Source organism: Bradyrhizobium sp. CB82, from assembly GCF_029714405.1.
In the GTDB taxonomy this organism is placed as follows: Bacteria; Pseudomonadota; Alphaproteobacteria; order Rhizobiales; family Xanthobacteraceae; genus Bradyrhizobium.
The window spans coordinates 1,770,697-1,785,153 of sequence record NZ_CP121650.1; the positions used below are offsets into that span (position 1 = coordinate 1,770,697).

At 66.1% G+C, this 14,457-nt stretch carries 16 protein-coding genes; 9 read left to right on the forward strand and 7 right to left on the reverse strand.

Annotation, left to right across the window (positions count from 1 at the left end; genetic code table 11):
* Nucleotides 1-5: 5 nt before the first annotated feature.
* From QA640_RS08475 to QA640_RS08495, 5 genes are all read right to left on the reverse strand, one after another.
* Nucleotides 6-854 (reverse strand): ChbG/HpnK family deacetylase, encoded by an 849-nt coding sequence (locus tag QA640_RS08475; protein WP_283040252.1) that lies wholly within the window; start codon nt 852-854, stop codon nt 6-8.
* Nucleotides 851-1,897: a glycosyltransferase family 2 protein gene (locus QA640_RS08480; RefSeq protein WP_283040253.1), complete on the reverse strand. Its 1,047-nt coding sequence runs from the start codon at nt 1,895-1,897 to the stop codon at nt 851-853. Before QA640_RS08480 ends, QA640_RS08475 begins: the two co-directional genes overlap by 4 nt.
* A gap of 98 nt (nt 1,898-1,995) precedes the next feature.
* Nucleotides 1,996-2,973 (reverse strand): ATP phosphoribosyltransferase, encoded by a 978-nt coding sequence (gene hisG, locus QA640_RS08485; RefSeq protein WP_283040254.1) that lies wholly within the window; start codon nt 2,971-2,973, stop codon nt 1,996-1,998.
* Nucleotides 2,974-2,976: 3 nt separating this feature from the next.
* The gene (locus QA640_RS08490; RefSeq protein WP_283040255.1) at nt 2,977-4,125 is read right to left on the reverse strand and encodes an ATP phosphoribosyltransferase regulatory subunit; all 1,149 of its coding nucleotides are present in this window, start codon (nt 4,123-4,125) and stop codon (nt 2,977-2,979) included.
* A 123-nt stretch (nt 4,126-4,248) separates the two neighbouring features.
* A complete protein-coding gene (locus QA640_RS08495; RefSeq protein ID WP_283040256.1) occupies nt 4,249-5,004 on the reverse strand; it encodes a 16S rRNA (uracil(1498)-N(3))-methyltransferase in 756 nt (251 codons plus the stop codon).
* A gap of 210 nt (nt 5,005-5,214) precedes the next feature.
* Between QA640_RS08495 and QA640_RS08500 the strand changes: the two genes are divergently transcribed.
* Together QA640_RS08500 and ubiA are read left to right on the forward strand one after the other, a co-directional pair.
* The gene (locus QA640_RS08500; RefSeq protein WP_283042748.1) at nt 5,215-5,880 is read left to right on the forward strand and encodes a hypothetical protein; all 666 of its coding nucleotides are present in this window, start codon (nt 5,215-5,217) and stop codon (nt 5,878-5,880) included.
* Nucleotides 5,881-6,021: 141 nt separating this feature from the next.
* Nucleotides 6,022-6,978 (forward strand): 4-hydroxybenzoate octaprenyltransferase, encoded by a 957-nt coding sequence (ubiA, locus tag QA640_RS08505; protein WP_283042749.1) that lies wholly within the window; start codon nt 6,022-6,024, stop codon nt 6,976-6,978.
* Nucleotides 6,979-7,084: 106 nt separating this feature from the next.
* On the opposite strand, the gene QA640_RS08510 is transcribed toward ubiA, so the two are convergent.
* Nucleotides 7,085-7,603: a DUF6101 family protein gene (locus QA640_RS08510; RefSeq protein WP_283040257.1), complete on the reverse strand. Its 519-nt coding sequence runs from the start codon at nt 7,601-7,603 to the stop codon at nt 7,085-7,087.
* A gap of 278 nt (nt 7,604-7,881) precedes the next feature.
* Between QA640_RS08510 and QA640_RS08515 the strand changes: the two genes are divergently transcribed.
* The 7 genes from QA640_RS08515 to QA640_RS08545 all read left to right on the forward strand — a co-directional run bounded on the left by QA640_RS08515 (nt 7,882) and on the right by QA640_RS08545 (nt 14,031).
* Nucleotides 7,882-9,285, forward strand: coding sequence for a TldD/PmbA family protein (locus tag QA640_RS08515; protein ID WP_283040258.1), 1,404 nt, complete (start codon nt 7,882-7,884; stop codon nt 9,283-9,285).
* Nucleotides 9,272-10,090, forward strand: coding sequence for a 3'(2'),5'-bisphosphate nucleotidase CysQ (locus tag QA640_RS08520; protein ID WP_283040259.1), 819 nt, complete (start codon nt 9,272-9,274; stop codon nt 10,088-10,090). Before QA640_RS08515 ends, QA640_RS08520 begins: the two co-directional genes overlap by 14 nt.
* Nucleotides 10,091-10,149: 59 nt before the next feature.
* The gene (locus tag QA640_RS08525) at nt 10,150-10,398 is read left to right on the forward strand and encodes a DUF4170 domain-containing protein (RefSeq protein WP_283040260.1); all 249 of its coding nucleotides are present in this window, start codon (nt 10,150-10,152) and stop codon (nt 10,396-10,398) included.
* Nucleotides 10,395-11,108, forward strand: coding sequence for a lysophospholipid acyltransferase family protein (locus tag QA640_RS08530; protein ID WP_283040261.1), 714 nt, complete (start codon nt 10,395-10,397; stop codon nt 11,106-11,108). Before QA640_RS08525 ends, QA640_RS08530 begins: the two co-directional genes overlap by 4 nt.
* Nucleotides 11,101-12,405, forward strand: a complete 1,305-nt coding sequence (locus tag QA640_RS08535; protein WP_283040262.1) for a 3-deoxy-D-manno-octulosonic acid transferase — start codon at nt 11,101-11,103, stop codon at nt 12,403-12,405. Before QA640_RS08530 ends, QA640_RS08535 begins: the two co-directional genes overlap by 8 nt.
* The gene (gene lpxK / locus QA640_RS08540) at nt 12,398-13,414 is read left to right on the forward strand and encodes a tetraacyldisaccharide 4'-kinase (RefSeq protein ID WP_283040263.1); all 1,017 of its coding nucleotides are present in this window, start codon (nt 12,398-12,400) and stop codon (nt 13,412-13,414) included. Before QA640_RS08535 ends, lpxK begins: the two co-directional genes overlap by 8 nt.
* Nucleotides 13,415-13,725: 311 nt before the next feature.
* Entirely contained in the window at nt 13,726-14,031 is a 306-nt protein-coding gene (locus QA640_RS08545) for a hypothetical protein (RefSeq protein ID WP_283040264.1), read from the forward strand.
* Between the two features lie 16 nt (nt 14,032-14,047).
* Here QA640_RS08545 and QA640_RS08550 read toward each other — a convergent pair whose 3' ends face one another.
* Entirely contained in the window at nt 14,048-14,275 is a 228-nt protein-coding gene (locus QA640_RS08550) for a DUF2093 domain-containing protein (protein ID WP_283040265.1), read from the reverse strand.
* Nucleotides 14,276-14,457: the final 182 nt, after the last annotated feature.

Here is a 14,457-nt window from a genome sequence, read left to right on the forward strand (position 1 = left end):
CGGTTTCATGCCAATGTCACGTTGTTCGCCGCCAGCAATTGAGGGAACGCCTCGCTTGCGAGGTAATTGTGCTCGCGCTCGCGGACCTCGGTCATCGGATCCAGGCTGCGCAGGGCGTCATCGACGAAACCGGGATGGCACATCACGAGGCCGCCGTCAGGCAAGCCTGCGACAAACTCGCCCATCAGCTTGCCGAAATCGGCCTCGTCCCGCGTGAAGTCATAGGCGCCGGCGAAGACAGGATTGAAGGCGAGACCGGCCTGCCGCGCGCGGCGGCGGAATTGCGCGCTCAGGACATCCAGCACCAGCGCTTTCGGCGAGGCGAGCCGCTGCATCAGCGGCAACTCGCGGCCGCCCTGGCGCACCCAGGCTTTTGGCGCGGCCTCGCCGACGGCAGCGATGAAAGCGTCGCGCACCTGCGGATAGAGCTGCACGTGCTGATGGCCGTCGACGAAATCAGGCGCGCGTCCGAACGCCTGCGCGAACGCCGCAAGCTGCGCCTTCACCTCTGAATGGATGATCTCGCGGTCGAGCCGCCGCAGCAGTCCCGCGCGCAACAGTTTGGGAAAGGCTAAGAACATGTCGCCTTCGAGCGGGCGGAAATGCATGGTCAGCGGGCGGAACGGCGCCGACAGCGTGACATGCAAGCCGATCGCGCAGCGCGGGCTCTTTGTCCGGGACGCCTCCAGCGCGTCGACCTCGCCGCGGCCGATCGTAGGTCCCAGCATCATCACCGATGTCGCATTGAGACGGCCGCGTTCGATGAGGTCGCGGATCCCAAGGTTGACGCCCGCGCCGATCCCGTAATCGTCGGCGCAGAGCCAGATACGCCGCGGCTTCGCCGCTTCGTTCATTCCGCCGCTGCCCTGCTCGAGGCGTCGTCAGCCTTGTCGGTCTCGAAACGCTTCTCGCTGTGCTCGGCGACGAAGTAGATCGGCCGCGCCTTCAGCTCGGAGAGGATCTTGCCGATATATTCGCCGACGATGCCGATCATGATGAGCTGCACGCCGCCGATCGTCATCAGGCCGACCACGAGAGAGGGATAGCCGGGCACCTGCTTGCCGGTGGTCCAGACTTCCCAGAGGATGGAGAGGCCGAACAGGAAGGCGCCGCCCGCGAGCACCACGCCGAGCAGGCTGGCAAAGCGCAAGGGCGCCACCGAGAACGAGGTCAGGCCCTCGATCGAGAGGCCGAGCAGCCGGGCTGCATTGAAGGTGGTCACGCCATGGGCGCGCGCCGCGGGCTCGTAGTCGACGCGGATCTGGCGGAAGCCGATCCAGCTCGCCAGCCCCTTGAAGAAGCGATTGCGCTCGGGCAGTTGCCGCAGCGCTGCGACTGCCCTCGGCGAGAGCAGGCGGAAGTCGCCGGCGTCTTCGGGGATCTTCTGCCGCGCGCCCCAATTGATCAGTGCATAGAAGCCGTGCACGGCGAGCCGCCGCAGGAACGGTTCGTTGTCGCGATGCGCCTTGGCGGTATAGACGACGTCATAGCCGTCATCGATCCAGTGCCCGACGAGTTGTTCCACCAGCGCCGGCGGATGCTGGCCGTCGCCGTCCATGAACATCACGGCGCCGCGCCTTGCATGGTCGAGGCCGGCCATCAGCGCCGCCTCCTTGCCGAAATTGCGCGACAGCGACACCACCTGCACGTCGATCGCATCGGCCGGCAGCGCACGAGCGATCGCAAGCGTCGAGTCCGCGCTGCCGTCGTCGACATAGACCACCTCGCAGCCGAGGCGATAGCGCTGCCGCAAGGTTTTGGCGAGATCGCAGAGCCGCTGGTGCAGCGAAGCAAGCCCCGCCGCCTCGTTGTAAACCGGCACGACGATCGACAGCCCCTTCGCCGCGGCGCTCGCCGTGGTGGTCGTCAGGCCGGAAACATCAGAGCCGAGCGTCATCGATCAGGTTCCAGGTATCAAAGGCGGTCCATCGAACAGCATATGGTAGCGGCCGTTACCTGTCGCTACGCTGAACAGGCCTGAGGAATCCTTGCAGCTCACGTGCGCAGGAACACCTCGAGCTTGGCGAACAGCGGGTTCTCGCGGTCGAAGACGTAGTCGAGCGAGACCACCGAGACTGTCTCGGCGCCATGATCGCGCAGGAAGCTCGCCAGCGCATAGAGCTTTGCGGGCGGGCAGTGCAGCGTCAACATGCCTGACGAGGTTGGCCCGCCGAACGGTGCCTCCACACCGAATTTCTGGTGGGCTTCGCCCAGCAACGCCGCGTCGCACTGCCGGAAGCGGGTGCGGACCTCGCGGTATTGGTTCGCCCGCGCCCGGGCCGCGATATGATCGAGGATGATGCGGGCTGTCTCCCGCGCCTCGGGCGACCAGTCGGCGTCCCTGGAGGCGACCAGATTGGCCTGGCTGCGCAGGATGACACCGTCGTCGAGAATCTTGAGGCCATTGGCGGCAAGCGTCGTGCCGGTCGTGGTGATGTCGACGATCAGCTCGGCGGTGCCGGCCGCAGGCGCGCCTTCGGTCGCGCCAGTGCTCTCGACGATCCGGTAGTCGACGATGCCGTGGCTCGAAAAGAAGGCCCGCGTGAGATTGATGAATTTGGTCGCGACCCGCATCCGCCGGTGGTGCTGCTCGCGGAAGCCGGTGGTGACGTCGTCGAGATCGGCCATGGTGCGGACGTCGATCCAGGCCTGCGGCACGGCGACCACGACGTCGGCGTAGCCGAAGCCGAGCCGCTCGATCAGCGCCACGCGCTTGTCGGCATCCGCAATGTTCTCGCGCACCAGATCCTCGCCGGTGACGCCGAGATGCGCCATGCCGCGGGCGAGCTGCGAGGCGATCTCGCTCGCCGACAGATAGGCGATCTCGACATTGTCGAGCCCTGCGATGGTGCCGCGATAATCGCGCGCGCCGCCGGCCTTCGACAGCGTCAGCCCCGCGCGCGCGAAAAAGGCTTCGGCGTTTTCCTGGAGGCGGCCTTTGGACGGAACGGCCAGAACGAACGGCGCGCTCATGACTTAAGCTCCCTTGCGGCCGATCTTGGCGAGCGCATCGACCCAGACCGAGAAGCCGACCGCGGGGATTGGCGTCTGCGATCCGAGCTGCGTCATCAGGCCGTCGTAGCGGCCGCCCGCGACCAGCGGCTCGACGCCGTTGCCCCTGTGATGCACTTCGAACTCGAAGCCGGTGTAGTAGTCGAGACCGCGCCCGAACGAGGTCGAGAAGCGTGTCTCCTTCACGTCGATGCCGCGCGCGGCCATGAAGCCGACGCGGTTCTCGAACAGGTCGATCGCCGCCGCAATATCCAGCCTGGTATCCGCGGCGAGCGCGCGCAACTCGGCGACCGCCTGATCCGGATTGCCTGCGATCGACAGGAAGCGCTTGAGCACGGTCAGCGCCTCGCGCGGCAGGGCGCCGCTCTTCAGGGTGGATTGCTCGAGGAAGCGGTCGGCGATTTCGGCCGTGGTGCGGCCCCCGACATTGGTGGTGCCGGCGATCGACATCAGGTCGGTGACGAGCGCGAGCGCCGCCTTGCGGTCGGAGCCTGCAAGTGCCGCCAGTACGCCTTCATACTCGTTGCGGGTGGCGGCGGTTGCGATCGACAGTCGTTCCAGATCCTGCTCGAGGCTGATCTTGCGGTTGAAATCCTTGATCAGTCGGCGCCGCCAGACGGGGAACAGGTCGAGCGCGTCGATCACTGCATTGAACAGCGCCACGTCGCCGGTGCGGATCTCGACGTCACGCACACCGAAGGCCGCGGTCGCTTCCAGCGCCAGCGCCAGCATCTCGGCGTCGGCCGCGGCGCGGTCCTGGCGGCCGAAGGATTCGATGCCGGCTTGCAGGAACTCGCTCGGACGGCCGCTCCGGTAACGAAACACCGGGCCGAGATAGCTGAAGCCCGCGGGCTCGCCGGCGCGCCCCGAGGCCAGGTAGTCGCGGGCCACCGGAATCGTCAGGTCCGGGCGCAGGCAGAGTTCCTCGCCGGTCGCATCGGTGGTCAGGTACAGGCTCTTGCGGATGTCCTCGCCGGAAAGGTCCAGGAACGGCTCCGCCGGCTGGAGGATCGCGGGGTCGGCATGGACGTAACCGGCCTGCGCGAACGACAACAGCAGCGTATCCGCCCAGGCGGCGGAGCCGGCAGCATTTGAGGTGGCAGTCGCGGTCATGATGGGGTCCGTTTGTCCCGGCGAAACCGGGGCGGGCAAAGGTGGCGATGCGCGTTGGCGCAGCCCCTTAGCATGGCCCGTCCGCGGTTTCGACCTCCAATGGCTCAATGTCTTAACGGTCGGCTAGCCCGGCTGGCCGCCCCAATCGCCGAGCACGGACTGCACCAGCGCAAGGGCCGCTACCGCCGCCGTGTCGGCCCGCAGGATCCGCGGCCCCAGGGCCAGGCGCAGGATATGGGGCTGGCGCAGAAGCAGGGCGCGCTCCTTCTCGGCAAAGCCGCCCTCGGGGCCGATCAGCACGTCGATGCCCTGCGCCGCATCGCGCGCGGCTTGCAGGGCTTTGAGCGGGTTTTGCGTCTCCGCCGCCTCGTCGCAAAACACCAGGAGCCGCTGCGCGGCTCGCTGGCTGAGGAAACGCTCCAGCGGAACCGGATCGGCCACGGTCGCAATGCAGAGGATGCCGCATTGCTCGGCCGCCTCGATGACGTTGGCGCGCATCCGCTCGCCATTGACGCGCGAGGCCTGGGTGAAGCGGGTCAGCACCGGCTGGAGGGTGGAAGCGCCCATCTCCACCGCCTTCTGGACGACGTAATCCAGCCGCGCATGCTTGAGCGGCGCGAAGACGTAGGCAAGGTCCGGCAGTCCGTCCTGCGAGCGCGTTTGCTTGAGGATCACGAGGGCGTCGGGGCGCTTGCGGCCCTCGATCGCGGCCTGCCATTCGCCGTCGCGGCCGTTGAACGCCAGGATGGCATCGCCGGCGCCAAGCCGCAGCACGTTGCCGAGATAGTTGCTCTGGTCACGGTCGAGCGCGACCCTGGCGTCCTGGATGAGGTCGGCCTCGACGAACAGGCGGGGGGCGCGGAAGTCGTGGGAAGGCATGCGTTCAGGGTCCGGTTTGCCGCCGTTCTTAACCGAAAGCAGGGATTTGGGGGTAAATATTGCCTCCAGCGTGCGTCTCCGCGCCGCGCTCTTGCCCTATTCGACGGGTTGTTAAGAGCCGGCAGGAATCGTAAAAGCGCGAAAACGCCGGTTGCGCTTCAATTGGGAAGGCGCCGACCCCCTGTGGATCCTGCCGGAGATACTGCCTTGATGATCCGTCGTTTGATGGTTCCGATCACTGCCGCCATGGTGACGATGGGCGCAGCCAGTGTCCAGGCGCAGAGCGCGTTTCCCGCGCCGCTGCCCGGCCAGGCTGCGGCCCCCGCGAACGATCCTGCCTTTCCGCCGGTCAATGGCTCCGCGCCGGTCGCCAGAATCGGCGCGCCCCCGCCGCAGGCCTCGTTCCCCACCAATGGTGCCCCGCCGGTCGGCGCGGGCGTTGGCGCCGCGCCGCCGAGCGCGCCCAGCGCCGGTGCCGAGCAGTGCATGAAAAACTTCATGGCGCTGCGGGACGAGGCCGAGAAGCGCGGCAAGATGATCAAGGCCGCAAGCGACCGCAAGGCGCCGCCGGATGAGGCCTGCAAGTTGATCGGCAATTTCGCCCAGGCCGAGGTGAAGATGGTGAAATATGTCGAGGCCAATGCCGCCAAATGCGGAATTCCGCCGCAGATCGGCGAGCAGTTGAAGGCCGGGCACAAGAACACCGAGGCCATGCAGGGCAGGGTCTGCCAGGTGGCGCAGCAGATGAAGCAGCGCGGGCCGGCCGGCCCGTCCCTGAGCGAGGTGCTCGGCTCCGCGTCGGCGCCCGAAGCCAATGTCGCCAAGAAGGGCGGCAACACCTTCGACACGCTCAACGGCAACGTCCTGACCCGATGAGGCACGTGCCGCCGATTCGAAGTTCCTACAGCGCTTGCTGCGAGTTCGTCATAGGAACTTCAAATCGATGAGCGGCACGTGAGCTATGATTTCTTGCTAGTGCCCTTATTGTTTTCGAAGTTCGTACCGGAATGCACCGCGATGGAATACGAACTTCGAAAACGGGGCACTAGCACATCAGCCCGCGTTGCCGATTCCACCGGCAACTGGGTCGATACGCTCGCGCCGCAATGGGCGCGGCCTTATTTGCGGCTGTCCCGCTTCGATCGTCCGATCGGCTCCTGGCTGCTGCTGATGCCGTGCTGGTGGTCGGCGGCACTCGCCGCCGGCATAGCGCGCGACATCCGTCATCTGCCGCTCACGATCCTGCTGTTCTTCATCGGTGCCTTCGTCATGCGCGGCGCGGGCTGCGCCTGGAACGACATCACCGACCGCGACCTCGACGCGAAGGTCGAGCGCACGCGCTCGCGGCCGCTGCCCGCTGGGCAATTGACCGTGAAGCAGGCACTGGCCTTCCTGGTCGCGCAGGCACTGGTTGGCCTCGCCGTGCTGCTCCAGTTCAACCGCTTTGCGGTCATGACCGGCATCGCCTCGCTGGTGATCGTTGCCGTCTATCCCTTCATGAAGCGCGTCACCTGGTGGCCGCAGGTCTTCCTCGGGCTCGCTTTCTCCTGGGGCGCGCTGATGGGCTTTGCCGTCACCTTCGCGCGCCTCGATCTGACCGCGCTCGTGCTCTACGCCGGTTCGATCGCCTGGGTGATCGGCTACGATACGATCTATGCGCATCAGGATGCCGAGGACGATGCGCTGATCGGCGTCAAGTCCACCGCGCGCCTGTTCGGAGCGCACACGCATCAGGCGTTGATGATGTTCTACGGGCTCGCGGTGATGCTGATCGGCGTCGCCCTTGCCTCCGCCGACGTGCGCTGGCCGGCCTGGCTCGCCCTCGCCGCCTTTGCCGCGCATCTGGCCTGGCAGATCAGGCGGCTGAACATCGGCGACCCCGCGCTGTGCCTGCGCCTGTTCAAGTCGAACCGCGATGCGGGATTGCTGCTGTTTGCGGGATTGCTCGCGGATGCGGTGGTGCGGGCGGCCTGACGCAAATGCGTAAGGGTGGGTTAGCGAAGCGTAACCCACCACTTTACTTTCCATGCGGATAGATCTTGGTGGGTTACGCCTTCGGCTAACCCACCCTACGGCACTGTCAATTCCGCGCGATGATCTCGCGTTCGTCGCGATGCACCGGCAGCTCGCGCACTATGCCGGTACGCCGGCGCATCAAGAATTTCGGACGGCGGGCGCGGATCGCGTTGGCGCGGCGGCGGCGGGCTGCGGGCTTGCGCGCACCTTCGTCGAGCTGCGGAAGCGCGAAGATCTCGCTCCAGATCGCCCAGGCCTCGGCAAGCTCATTGGCTTCGGCGCCGACCAGCAGCGGAACGGAGAGCGAAGGGTCGCGATGGACGAGGACGAGCGCCTGCGCCTCGTCATTGCCGCGCAGCGCGATGCCGGTGAAATCGCTGACGCGGACGTTGATCGCCATCTGCATGCCGCGGACGGCACGGCGCAGCACGACACGCTCGCGATGAAGCTCGATCTGCCTGGTGCATCCGTCGGCGCGCGGATCATGCGCGTCGAAGCGGACCGGAAGGGAAAGGGGGTCGAGCCGCAGCGAGTGGCTCGACCCCGCGGGTGCGACCCCGCATGTTGATGTTTGACGCCTCACGGCTTTTAGTTCTCCCCGCCGGGATTATGTTCCCGGTCGATGCGAGGACCTTAGCGCGGCCCTTTCCGAAACCGCTTAAAAAGGCTGGTTAAGGAGGCGTCACCGTCGCTCATGATTGACAAGACCTTGGCGCACATGATTGACGGGACGTTGCGCGAAAGGCGAGAATCTGAGTCTTTCATGGCCCGAAAATGCTTGAAGTCCGCTCCAATTGGGCACATCTGGTGGGTTTGGCCGCTACAGGCTTCGAAACCGCCAATCCCGACAGGATTTCGTTCGTGAACGCTTCACCAAGCTCGACGCCTTCGCCCCAGGATTCGTCCAAAGCCAACCGCGACCTGTTCGATCAGTCCGCGCTGTCAGATCTCGCGCAGCGGCTGGTTGAGGCAGCCAGGCGTGCCGGCGCGGACGCGGCCGATGCCGTTGCCGTTCGCGGCATCTCGCAAGGCGTCGAGGTCCGTGACGGCCGCGTCGAGGAATCCGAGCGCTCCGAGGGCGACGATGTCGGCCTGCGCGTGCTGGTCGGCCAGCGCCAGGCGGTGGTCTCGACCAACGACGTCAGCGGCGACGCCGTGACCAAGCTCGCGGAACGCGCGGTTGCGATGGCGAAGGTCGCTCCGCTCGACAAATATGTCGGCCTCGCCGATCCCGCGCTGCTCGCGCGCGACTTCCCCGATCTCGATCTGCTCGATCCCGACGTGCCTGCGACCGCCGAGCTCGAGCGCCGCGCGCTGGAAGCCGAAGCCGCAGCGCTCGCCGTGAAAGGCGTGACGAAATCCGGCGGCGCGTCGGCCTCCGCCGGCATCGGCGGCATGGTGCTGGTGACGAGCACCGGTTTCCACGGCTCTTACCTGCGCTCCAGCCAGGGCATCTCGGCGACCGCGATTACCGGCGAAGGCACGAGCATGGAGCGCGACTACGATTTCACCTCGGCACCGCATGCCGCCGATCTGTTGTCGCCGGAAACCGTCGGCCGCTCCGCCGGCGAGCGCACCGTGGCGCGCTTCAATCCGCGCAAGGTCGAGACCTGCAAGGTGCCCGTCGTGTTCGATCCGCGCGTCGCGGGCTCGCTGGTCGGCCATCTCGTCGGCGCCATCAACGGCGCCTCGATCGCGCGCAAGACCAGTTTTTTGAAGGACAAGCTCGGCCAGCAGCTCTTTGCCAGGAACATCCGCATCATCGACGATCCCCTGCGCAAGCGCGGCTTGCGCTCTCAGACCTTCGACGCCGAAGGCGTCGCGGTGAAGAGCCACGCGCTGGTCGACGAGGGCGTGCTGACGACGTGGCTGCTCGACTGCGCGACCGCGCGCGAGCTCGGGCTCCAGACCACCGGCCACGCCCATCGCGGCGTCTCCTCCTCGCCTTCGCCGGGCCCGTATAATCTGCATCTCGAAGCTGGAACGCCGACTCCGGCTGAGCTGATCTCCGATATAGCCCAGGGCTTCTACGTCACCGACCTGATCGGCTCAGGCGTCAACGGCGTCACCGGCGATTACAGCCGCGGCGCCTCCGGCTTCTGGATCGAGAACGGCAAGACCACCTATCCCGTCAGCGAGGTCACGATCGCGGGCCATCTGTTCGAGATCTTCAAGTCGATGCAGCCGGCCAACGATCTCAAGTTCCGCTACGGCATCAATGCGCCCACGGTGCGCATCGAGGGTTTGACGCTTGGCGGACGCTGACGCGATATCGATCGACGAGACCATCCTGACACGCGATGCGGCGCTGCTGAAGGATACGGTGCGGGAAGCCGGCAGCCTCGCTCATGCGATGTTCCGCACCGAGCTGAAGAAGTGGATCAAGGGCGCCTCCTCACCGGTCTCGGAAGCCGACATCGCCGTCAACGATCTCCTCGAAGCGCGCCTGCGCGGTGCGACACCGGACTATGGCTGGCTCTCGGAGGAGAGCGCCGACGACGAGGCGCGGCTTGAGCGGCGGCGGGTCTGGGTCGTCGATCCCATCGACGGCACGCGCAACTATCTCAATGGCCATGACGACTGGTGCGTCAGCGTGGCGCTGGTCGAGAATGCATCGCCCGTTCTCGGCGCGGTCTTCGCACCGACGACCGGCGAGTTCTTCTTTGCCGTGCGTGGACAAGGCACGACCTTGAACGAGGTGCCCGTGCGGGCGACCGAAGGGTCAAAGCTCGATTTCTCCCGCGTTGCCGGGCCGAAGCCGCTGGTCGAGCGCCTCAAGCCGTCACTGGGCGAGATCACGCTGCATCCGCGAATCGGTTCGCTGGCGCTCCGCCTCTGCCGGGTCGCCCACGGCGCGCTCGATGCGGCTTTTGCGGGGGGCAACAGCCATGACTGGGACCTTGCGGCGGCCGATTTGATCGTGCAGGAAGCGGATGGTAGGATGAGCGACCTCTCCGGAGATCCCCTCCTCTATAATCGCCGGGAAGTGGCGCACGGGGTGCTGGTGGCCGCGGGCCGCGATCGTCATGCGAACATTGTCGCGCATTTTCGAAAGCGCCCCTTGCCCTGAGCGTGTCCGTTGTGCTTATCGATCACTGCTTGCCGGGCACCCCGTTAGGAAGAGAACTCATGCCAGATAATGCCCCGCAGCAACTGCTCCATCTCGTCATCGGTGGCGAGCTCGTCGACCTCGACCACAACACGTTCAAGAACCTGGACGACGTCGACATCGTCGGCCTGTATCCGAACTATGCGACCGCCTACGCGGCCTGGAAGTCCAAGGCGCAGATGACCGTCGACAACGCCCAGATGCGCTATTTCATCGTCCATCTCCACCGGCTGCTCGACCCGGGTCAAGAACCGAAGCCGGCGCGTTGAAAAGACTGCTTCGCAATACGCTGCGAAGCAGCTTCGTTCAGCGTGCCGTCGGGTTTCTGGCGGCCGAATATCTGCGTCTGGTCTGGCGGACCAACAAGTTCACCTTCGATCCGCCGGACGTCTACGGCCAGGTCGAGCCGCGGATCCCGGCGATCTTCGCTTTCTGGCACGGCCAGCATTTCCTCACCCCGTTCATCAAGAACAAGGAGTCCTACCGCGCCAAGGTGCTGATTTCCCGGCATCGCGACGGCGAGTTCAACGCCATCGCGGTGGAGCGGCTCGGCATCGGCACGATTCGCGGCTCCGGCGACCACGGCGGCGCCTTCCATCGCAAGGGCGGTGTGGGGGCATTCAGGGAAATGGTGCAGGCGCTCCAGGACAACTATAATGTGGCACTGACCGCCGATGTCCCGAAGCGCGCGCGCGTGGCCGGGCTCGGCATCATCATGCTGGCACGGGAATCGGGGCGGCCGATCATGCCTTTCGCGATGGCGACCAGCCGCTTCATCCGGCTCCGGAACTGGGATCGCACGACCATCAATTTGCCATTTGGGCGAGGCGCATTGGTGGGCATCAAGGAAATCATCGTCCCTCCGGACGCCGACGCCGCCACCATGGAGGCGCTGCGGCACGAGCTGGAAGAGACGTTGAACGAAGCGACCCGCCGCGCCTATGCCCAACTCGGCCGCCCGGAACCGGACCATGGCTAACTCGCTGCCGATGACGCTGCGGATGTACCAGCGGCTGTCGTCCGGTCTGGTGCCGCTCGCGCCTGCGCTGATCAAGCGCCGGCTCAAGCAGGGCAAGGAAGACCCGGCCCGCGTCGGCGAGCGGCGCGGCCTCAGTGACGACGTGCGGCCGCACGGCCCGCTGGTCTGGATCCACGGCGCAAGCGTTGGCGAGGTGCTGGCCGCAGCCGCGCTCGTCGAGCGGCTGCGCGACCTCAATTTGCGCATCCTGCTGACATCGGGCACGGTGACCTCGGCCGCGGTGGTGGCAAAGCGCTTTCCGCCCGACGTCATCCATCAATACGTGCCGTACGACTCGCCGCGCTACGTCGCGCGCTTCCTCGATCACTGGCAGCCGTCGCTCGCTTTGTTCATCGAATCCGACCTGTGGCCGAACCTGATCCTGGCGGGCGCCGCGCGGCGCGTGCCGATGGTCCTGATCAACGGGCGGATGTCGCCGCGCTCCTTCCCGCGCTGGCGGCGGGTGCAGGGCACGATCTCGGCTCTGCTCTCCAGGTTCGACATCTGCCTTGCGCAGTCGAGGACCGACGCCGAGCGCTTCAGCGCGCTGGGCAGCGGGAACGTCGTCATCACGGGCAATCTCAAACTCGACGTGCCTGCGCCGCCCGCTGACCCCGCCAAGCTCGAGCGGCTGATGACGATGACGCGGGGCCGTCCGATCGTCGTCGCGGCCTCGACCCATCCAGGTGAGGACGAGATGCTGATCGCCGCGCATCGCAGCCTCGCCGGCTTCTTTCCGCAGTTGCTCACCGTGATCGTGCCGCGCCATCCCGACCGCGGCTCCTCGATCGCGGGACTGGTCGCGACCTCGGGCCTCAAAGCCAGCCTGCGCTCGCGCGAGGAGCTGCCGACGGCCGCGACCGACATCTATGTCGCCGACACCATGGGCGAGCTCGGCCTGTTCTACCGCCTGTCGCCGATCGTCTTCGTGGGCAAATCGCTGATCGGGCACGGCGGCCAGAACCCGATCGAGGCGATCAAGCTCGGTGCCGCGATCGTTCATGGGCCGAACGTCTCCAATTTCAGCGAACTTTATGAGGCACTCGACAGGAGCGGCGGTGCGCGTTCAGCCGCGACGCAGGAAGCCCTGGTGAAGCAACTCGGGCAATTGCTGGCCGATCCTGCCGCGTGCGAGGCCATGCAGCGTGCCGGCCGCGGCGTGGTCGAGCAGCTCGGTGGCGCGCTGGAGCGTACGCTGTTCGCGCTCGAGCCCTATCTGCTTCAGCTCCGGCTGGAGATGGGAGCCGCCAATGCGTGAGCCGGCCTTCTGGTACCGGCCACGTTCGCTCAAGTCGCATCTTTTACGGCCGCTCGGCGCGCTCTACGGCGCGATCGCGGAGCGCCGGATGATGCGCAAGGGCTTTGATGCCGGCATTCCCGTGCTCTGCGTCGGCAACTACCATGTCGGCGGCGCCGGCAAGACGCCGACGGTGCTGGCGCTGACCAAACTCTTGCGCGCACTCGGCGAAACTCCGGTCGTGCTCAGCCGCGGCTATGGCGGGCGCTTGCAGGGCCCGGTGAGGGTCGACCGCGAGCGGCACAGTGCGTCCGATGTCGGCGACGAACCGCTGATGATGGTGCACGAGGTGCCGGTCGTCGTGGCGCGCGATCGCCTCGGCGGCGTCGCGCTTGCGAGGTCGCAGGGCGCGACCGTGATCCTGATGGATGACGGCTTCCAGAATCCGCGCATCCTGAAGGACGGCTCGCTCATCGTGATCGACAGCGCGCGCGGGATCGGTAACGGCAAGGTGTTTCCCGCAGGTCCGCTGCGCGCGCCGCTGAAAATGCAGATGTCGCGCACCGACGCGCTTGTTCTGATCGGCGACGGACACGCCGCTGACGGCATCGCCGCCGCGATCGCCGGCCGCGGAAAGCCGGTGCTGCGCGCGCGCCTGAAGCCGGAAGCTGCGTCGGTGGCAGGTCTGTTCGGCAAGTCGGTGCTTGCCTTTGCCGGCATCGGCGATCCCGAGCGCTTCTTCCGTACGCTCCGCGCCAGCGGCATCCACGTCGCGCGCACGCGTCCTTTCGCCGATCATCACATGTTCTCGAAGGCCGAGATCGATGCGATGGTGGAGGAGGCAGGACGCGAGCAGCTCACGCTCGTCACCACCGAGAAGGACCTTGCGCGCCTGCGCGGCATGGCGGGTCTTGCCGCCGCCATCGTGCCGTTTGCGGTCACGCTCGAATTCGACGACGGAGCAGCCCTGCGCCGTTTCGTCAGCGACCGCCTGTTCAAGGCGCGCGAGGACCGGTTCGCGACGCGATAGCGTGTAGGGTGGGTTAGCCTTACTGTGTCACTAACCCTCATGGTGAGGAGCGCGAAGCGCGTCTCGAACCATGAGGCCCCGCCTGTGGCCCACATCCTTCGAGACGCTTGCTTCGCAAGCTCCTCAGGATGAGGAGTTAGAGCGTTTTATGACGCAGTAAGGTTAGCCGAAGGCGTAACCCACCGCTTTGGCCGCCGCGAGAGAAAGTGGTGGGTTACGCTTCGCTAACCCACCCTACAATCTGGAAAGACCATTCAGCCGACATTCATCGAACGGCTCCTATCGATGCAAGCTCGAACAGGAGAACTCGCGTGAAACTCTCGTCCGTCGCCGTTGCCGCCAGTCTTGTTTGTCTGATCGTTGCGTCCGTATCGGCGCAGACGTCGTCGCCACAGGTCGCTGCGCCGAGCACGGCGCCGGTTCCGGCGACCAAGCGCGTCACGTGCCTCGCCACGACGCAGAGCCTGAAGGGCCAGGACAAGCGCGACCAGATGCAGCTTTGCATGGCGCAGGCGCGCCTCGACTGCCTCAAGCAGGCGATCGATCAGAAGGTCGTCGGCGCGCCCAGGAAGAATTTCGTGAAGAGCTGTGTGGGGATGGAAAGTGCGGAGCAGTAGACGCGGTCCGCGGCCATCACTCCTGCGGCTTCAGCGCGCGCGGAAAATGCCGCTGCAGCACGGCGGTCGGTTGGGCGTAGGCCTCTTGCAGGTCGACGCTCCAGTATTTCAGCTCGTCGAGCGGGATCCGCGCGTCGGTCAGGGCGCAACGCACATAAGTCCCCGGCGAGATCACGCGGAAATCGCCGTCCAGATATTGCACTTGCGCTTCGCCGTGGCCCGAGGGGCCGAACTTGTTCAGCACGGTCGATCGTCTCCGTGGAAGCCCGCGATCCGGGCGTGAGTTGGTGGATTTCGATCTAGCATAGATAGGGTCGCTTGTCCGCCCGTTAAACCCACTGATTTGTGATGTTTTGCAGGCATTCCCGCGTGTTAGTTCTGCGGCGAAGGATCGTTGGTCCCGGTCCGCTCATGACCCGGCAGTCT

Excerpts from the sequence above, each read along its gene's own strand:
- QA640_RS08480 (WP_283040253.1), bottom strand. The coding sequence starts at position 1,897 with ATGACGCTCGGCTCTGATGTTTCCGGCCTGACGACCACCACGGCGAGC.
- QA640_RS08495 (WP_283040256.1), bottom strand. The coding sequence starts at position 5,004 with ATGCCTTCCCACGACTTCCGCGCCCCCCGCCTGTTCGTCGAGGCCGAC.
- QA640_RS08490 (WP_283040255.1), bottom strand. The coding sequence starts at position 4,125 with ATGACCGCGACTGCCACCTCAAATGCTGCCGGCTCCGCCGCCTGGGCG.
- ubiA (WP_283042749.1), top strand. The coding sequence starts at position 6,022 with ATGGAATACGAACTTCGAAAACGGGGCACTAGCACATCAGCCCGCGTT.
- QA640_RS08500 (WP_283042748.1), top strand. The coding sequence starts at position 5,215 with ATGATCCGTCGTTTGATGGTTCCGATCACTGCCGCCATGGTGACGATG.
- QA640_RS08535 (WP_283040262.1), top strand. The coding sequence starts at position 11,101 with ATGGCTAACTCGCTGCCGATGACGCTGCGGATGTACCAGCGGCTGTCG.
- lpxK (WP_283040263.1), top strand. The coding sequence starts at position 12,398 with ATGCGTGAGCCGGCCTTCTGGTACCGGCCACGTTCGCTCAAGTCGCAT.
- hisG (WP_283040254.1), bottom strand. The coding sequence starts at position 2,973 with ATGAGCGCGCCGTTCGTTCTGGCCGTTCCGTCCAAAGGCCGCCTCCAG.
- QA640_RS08475 (WP_283040252.1), bottom strand. The coding sequence starts at position 854 with ATGAACGAAGCGGCGAAGCCGCGGCGTATCTGGCTCTGCGCCGACGAT.
- QA640_RS08525 (WP_283040260.1), top strand. The coding sequence starts at position 10,150 with ATGCCAGATAATGCCCCGCAGCAACTGCTCCATCTCGTCATCGGTGGC.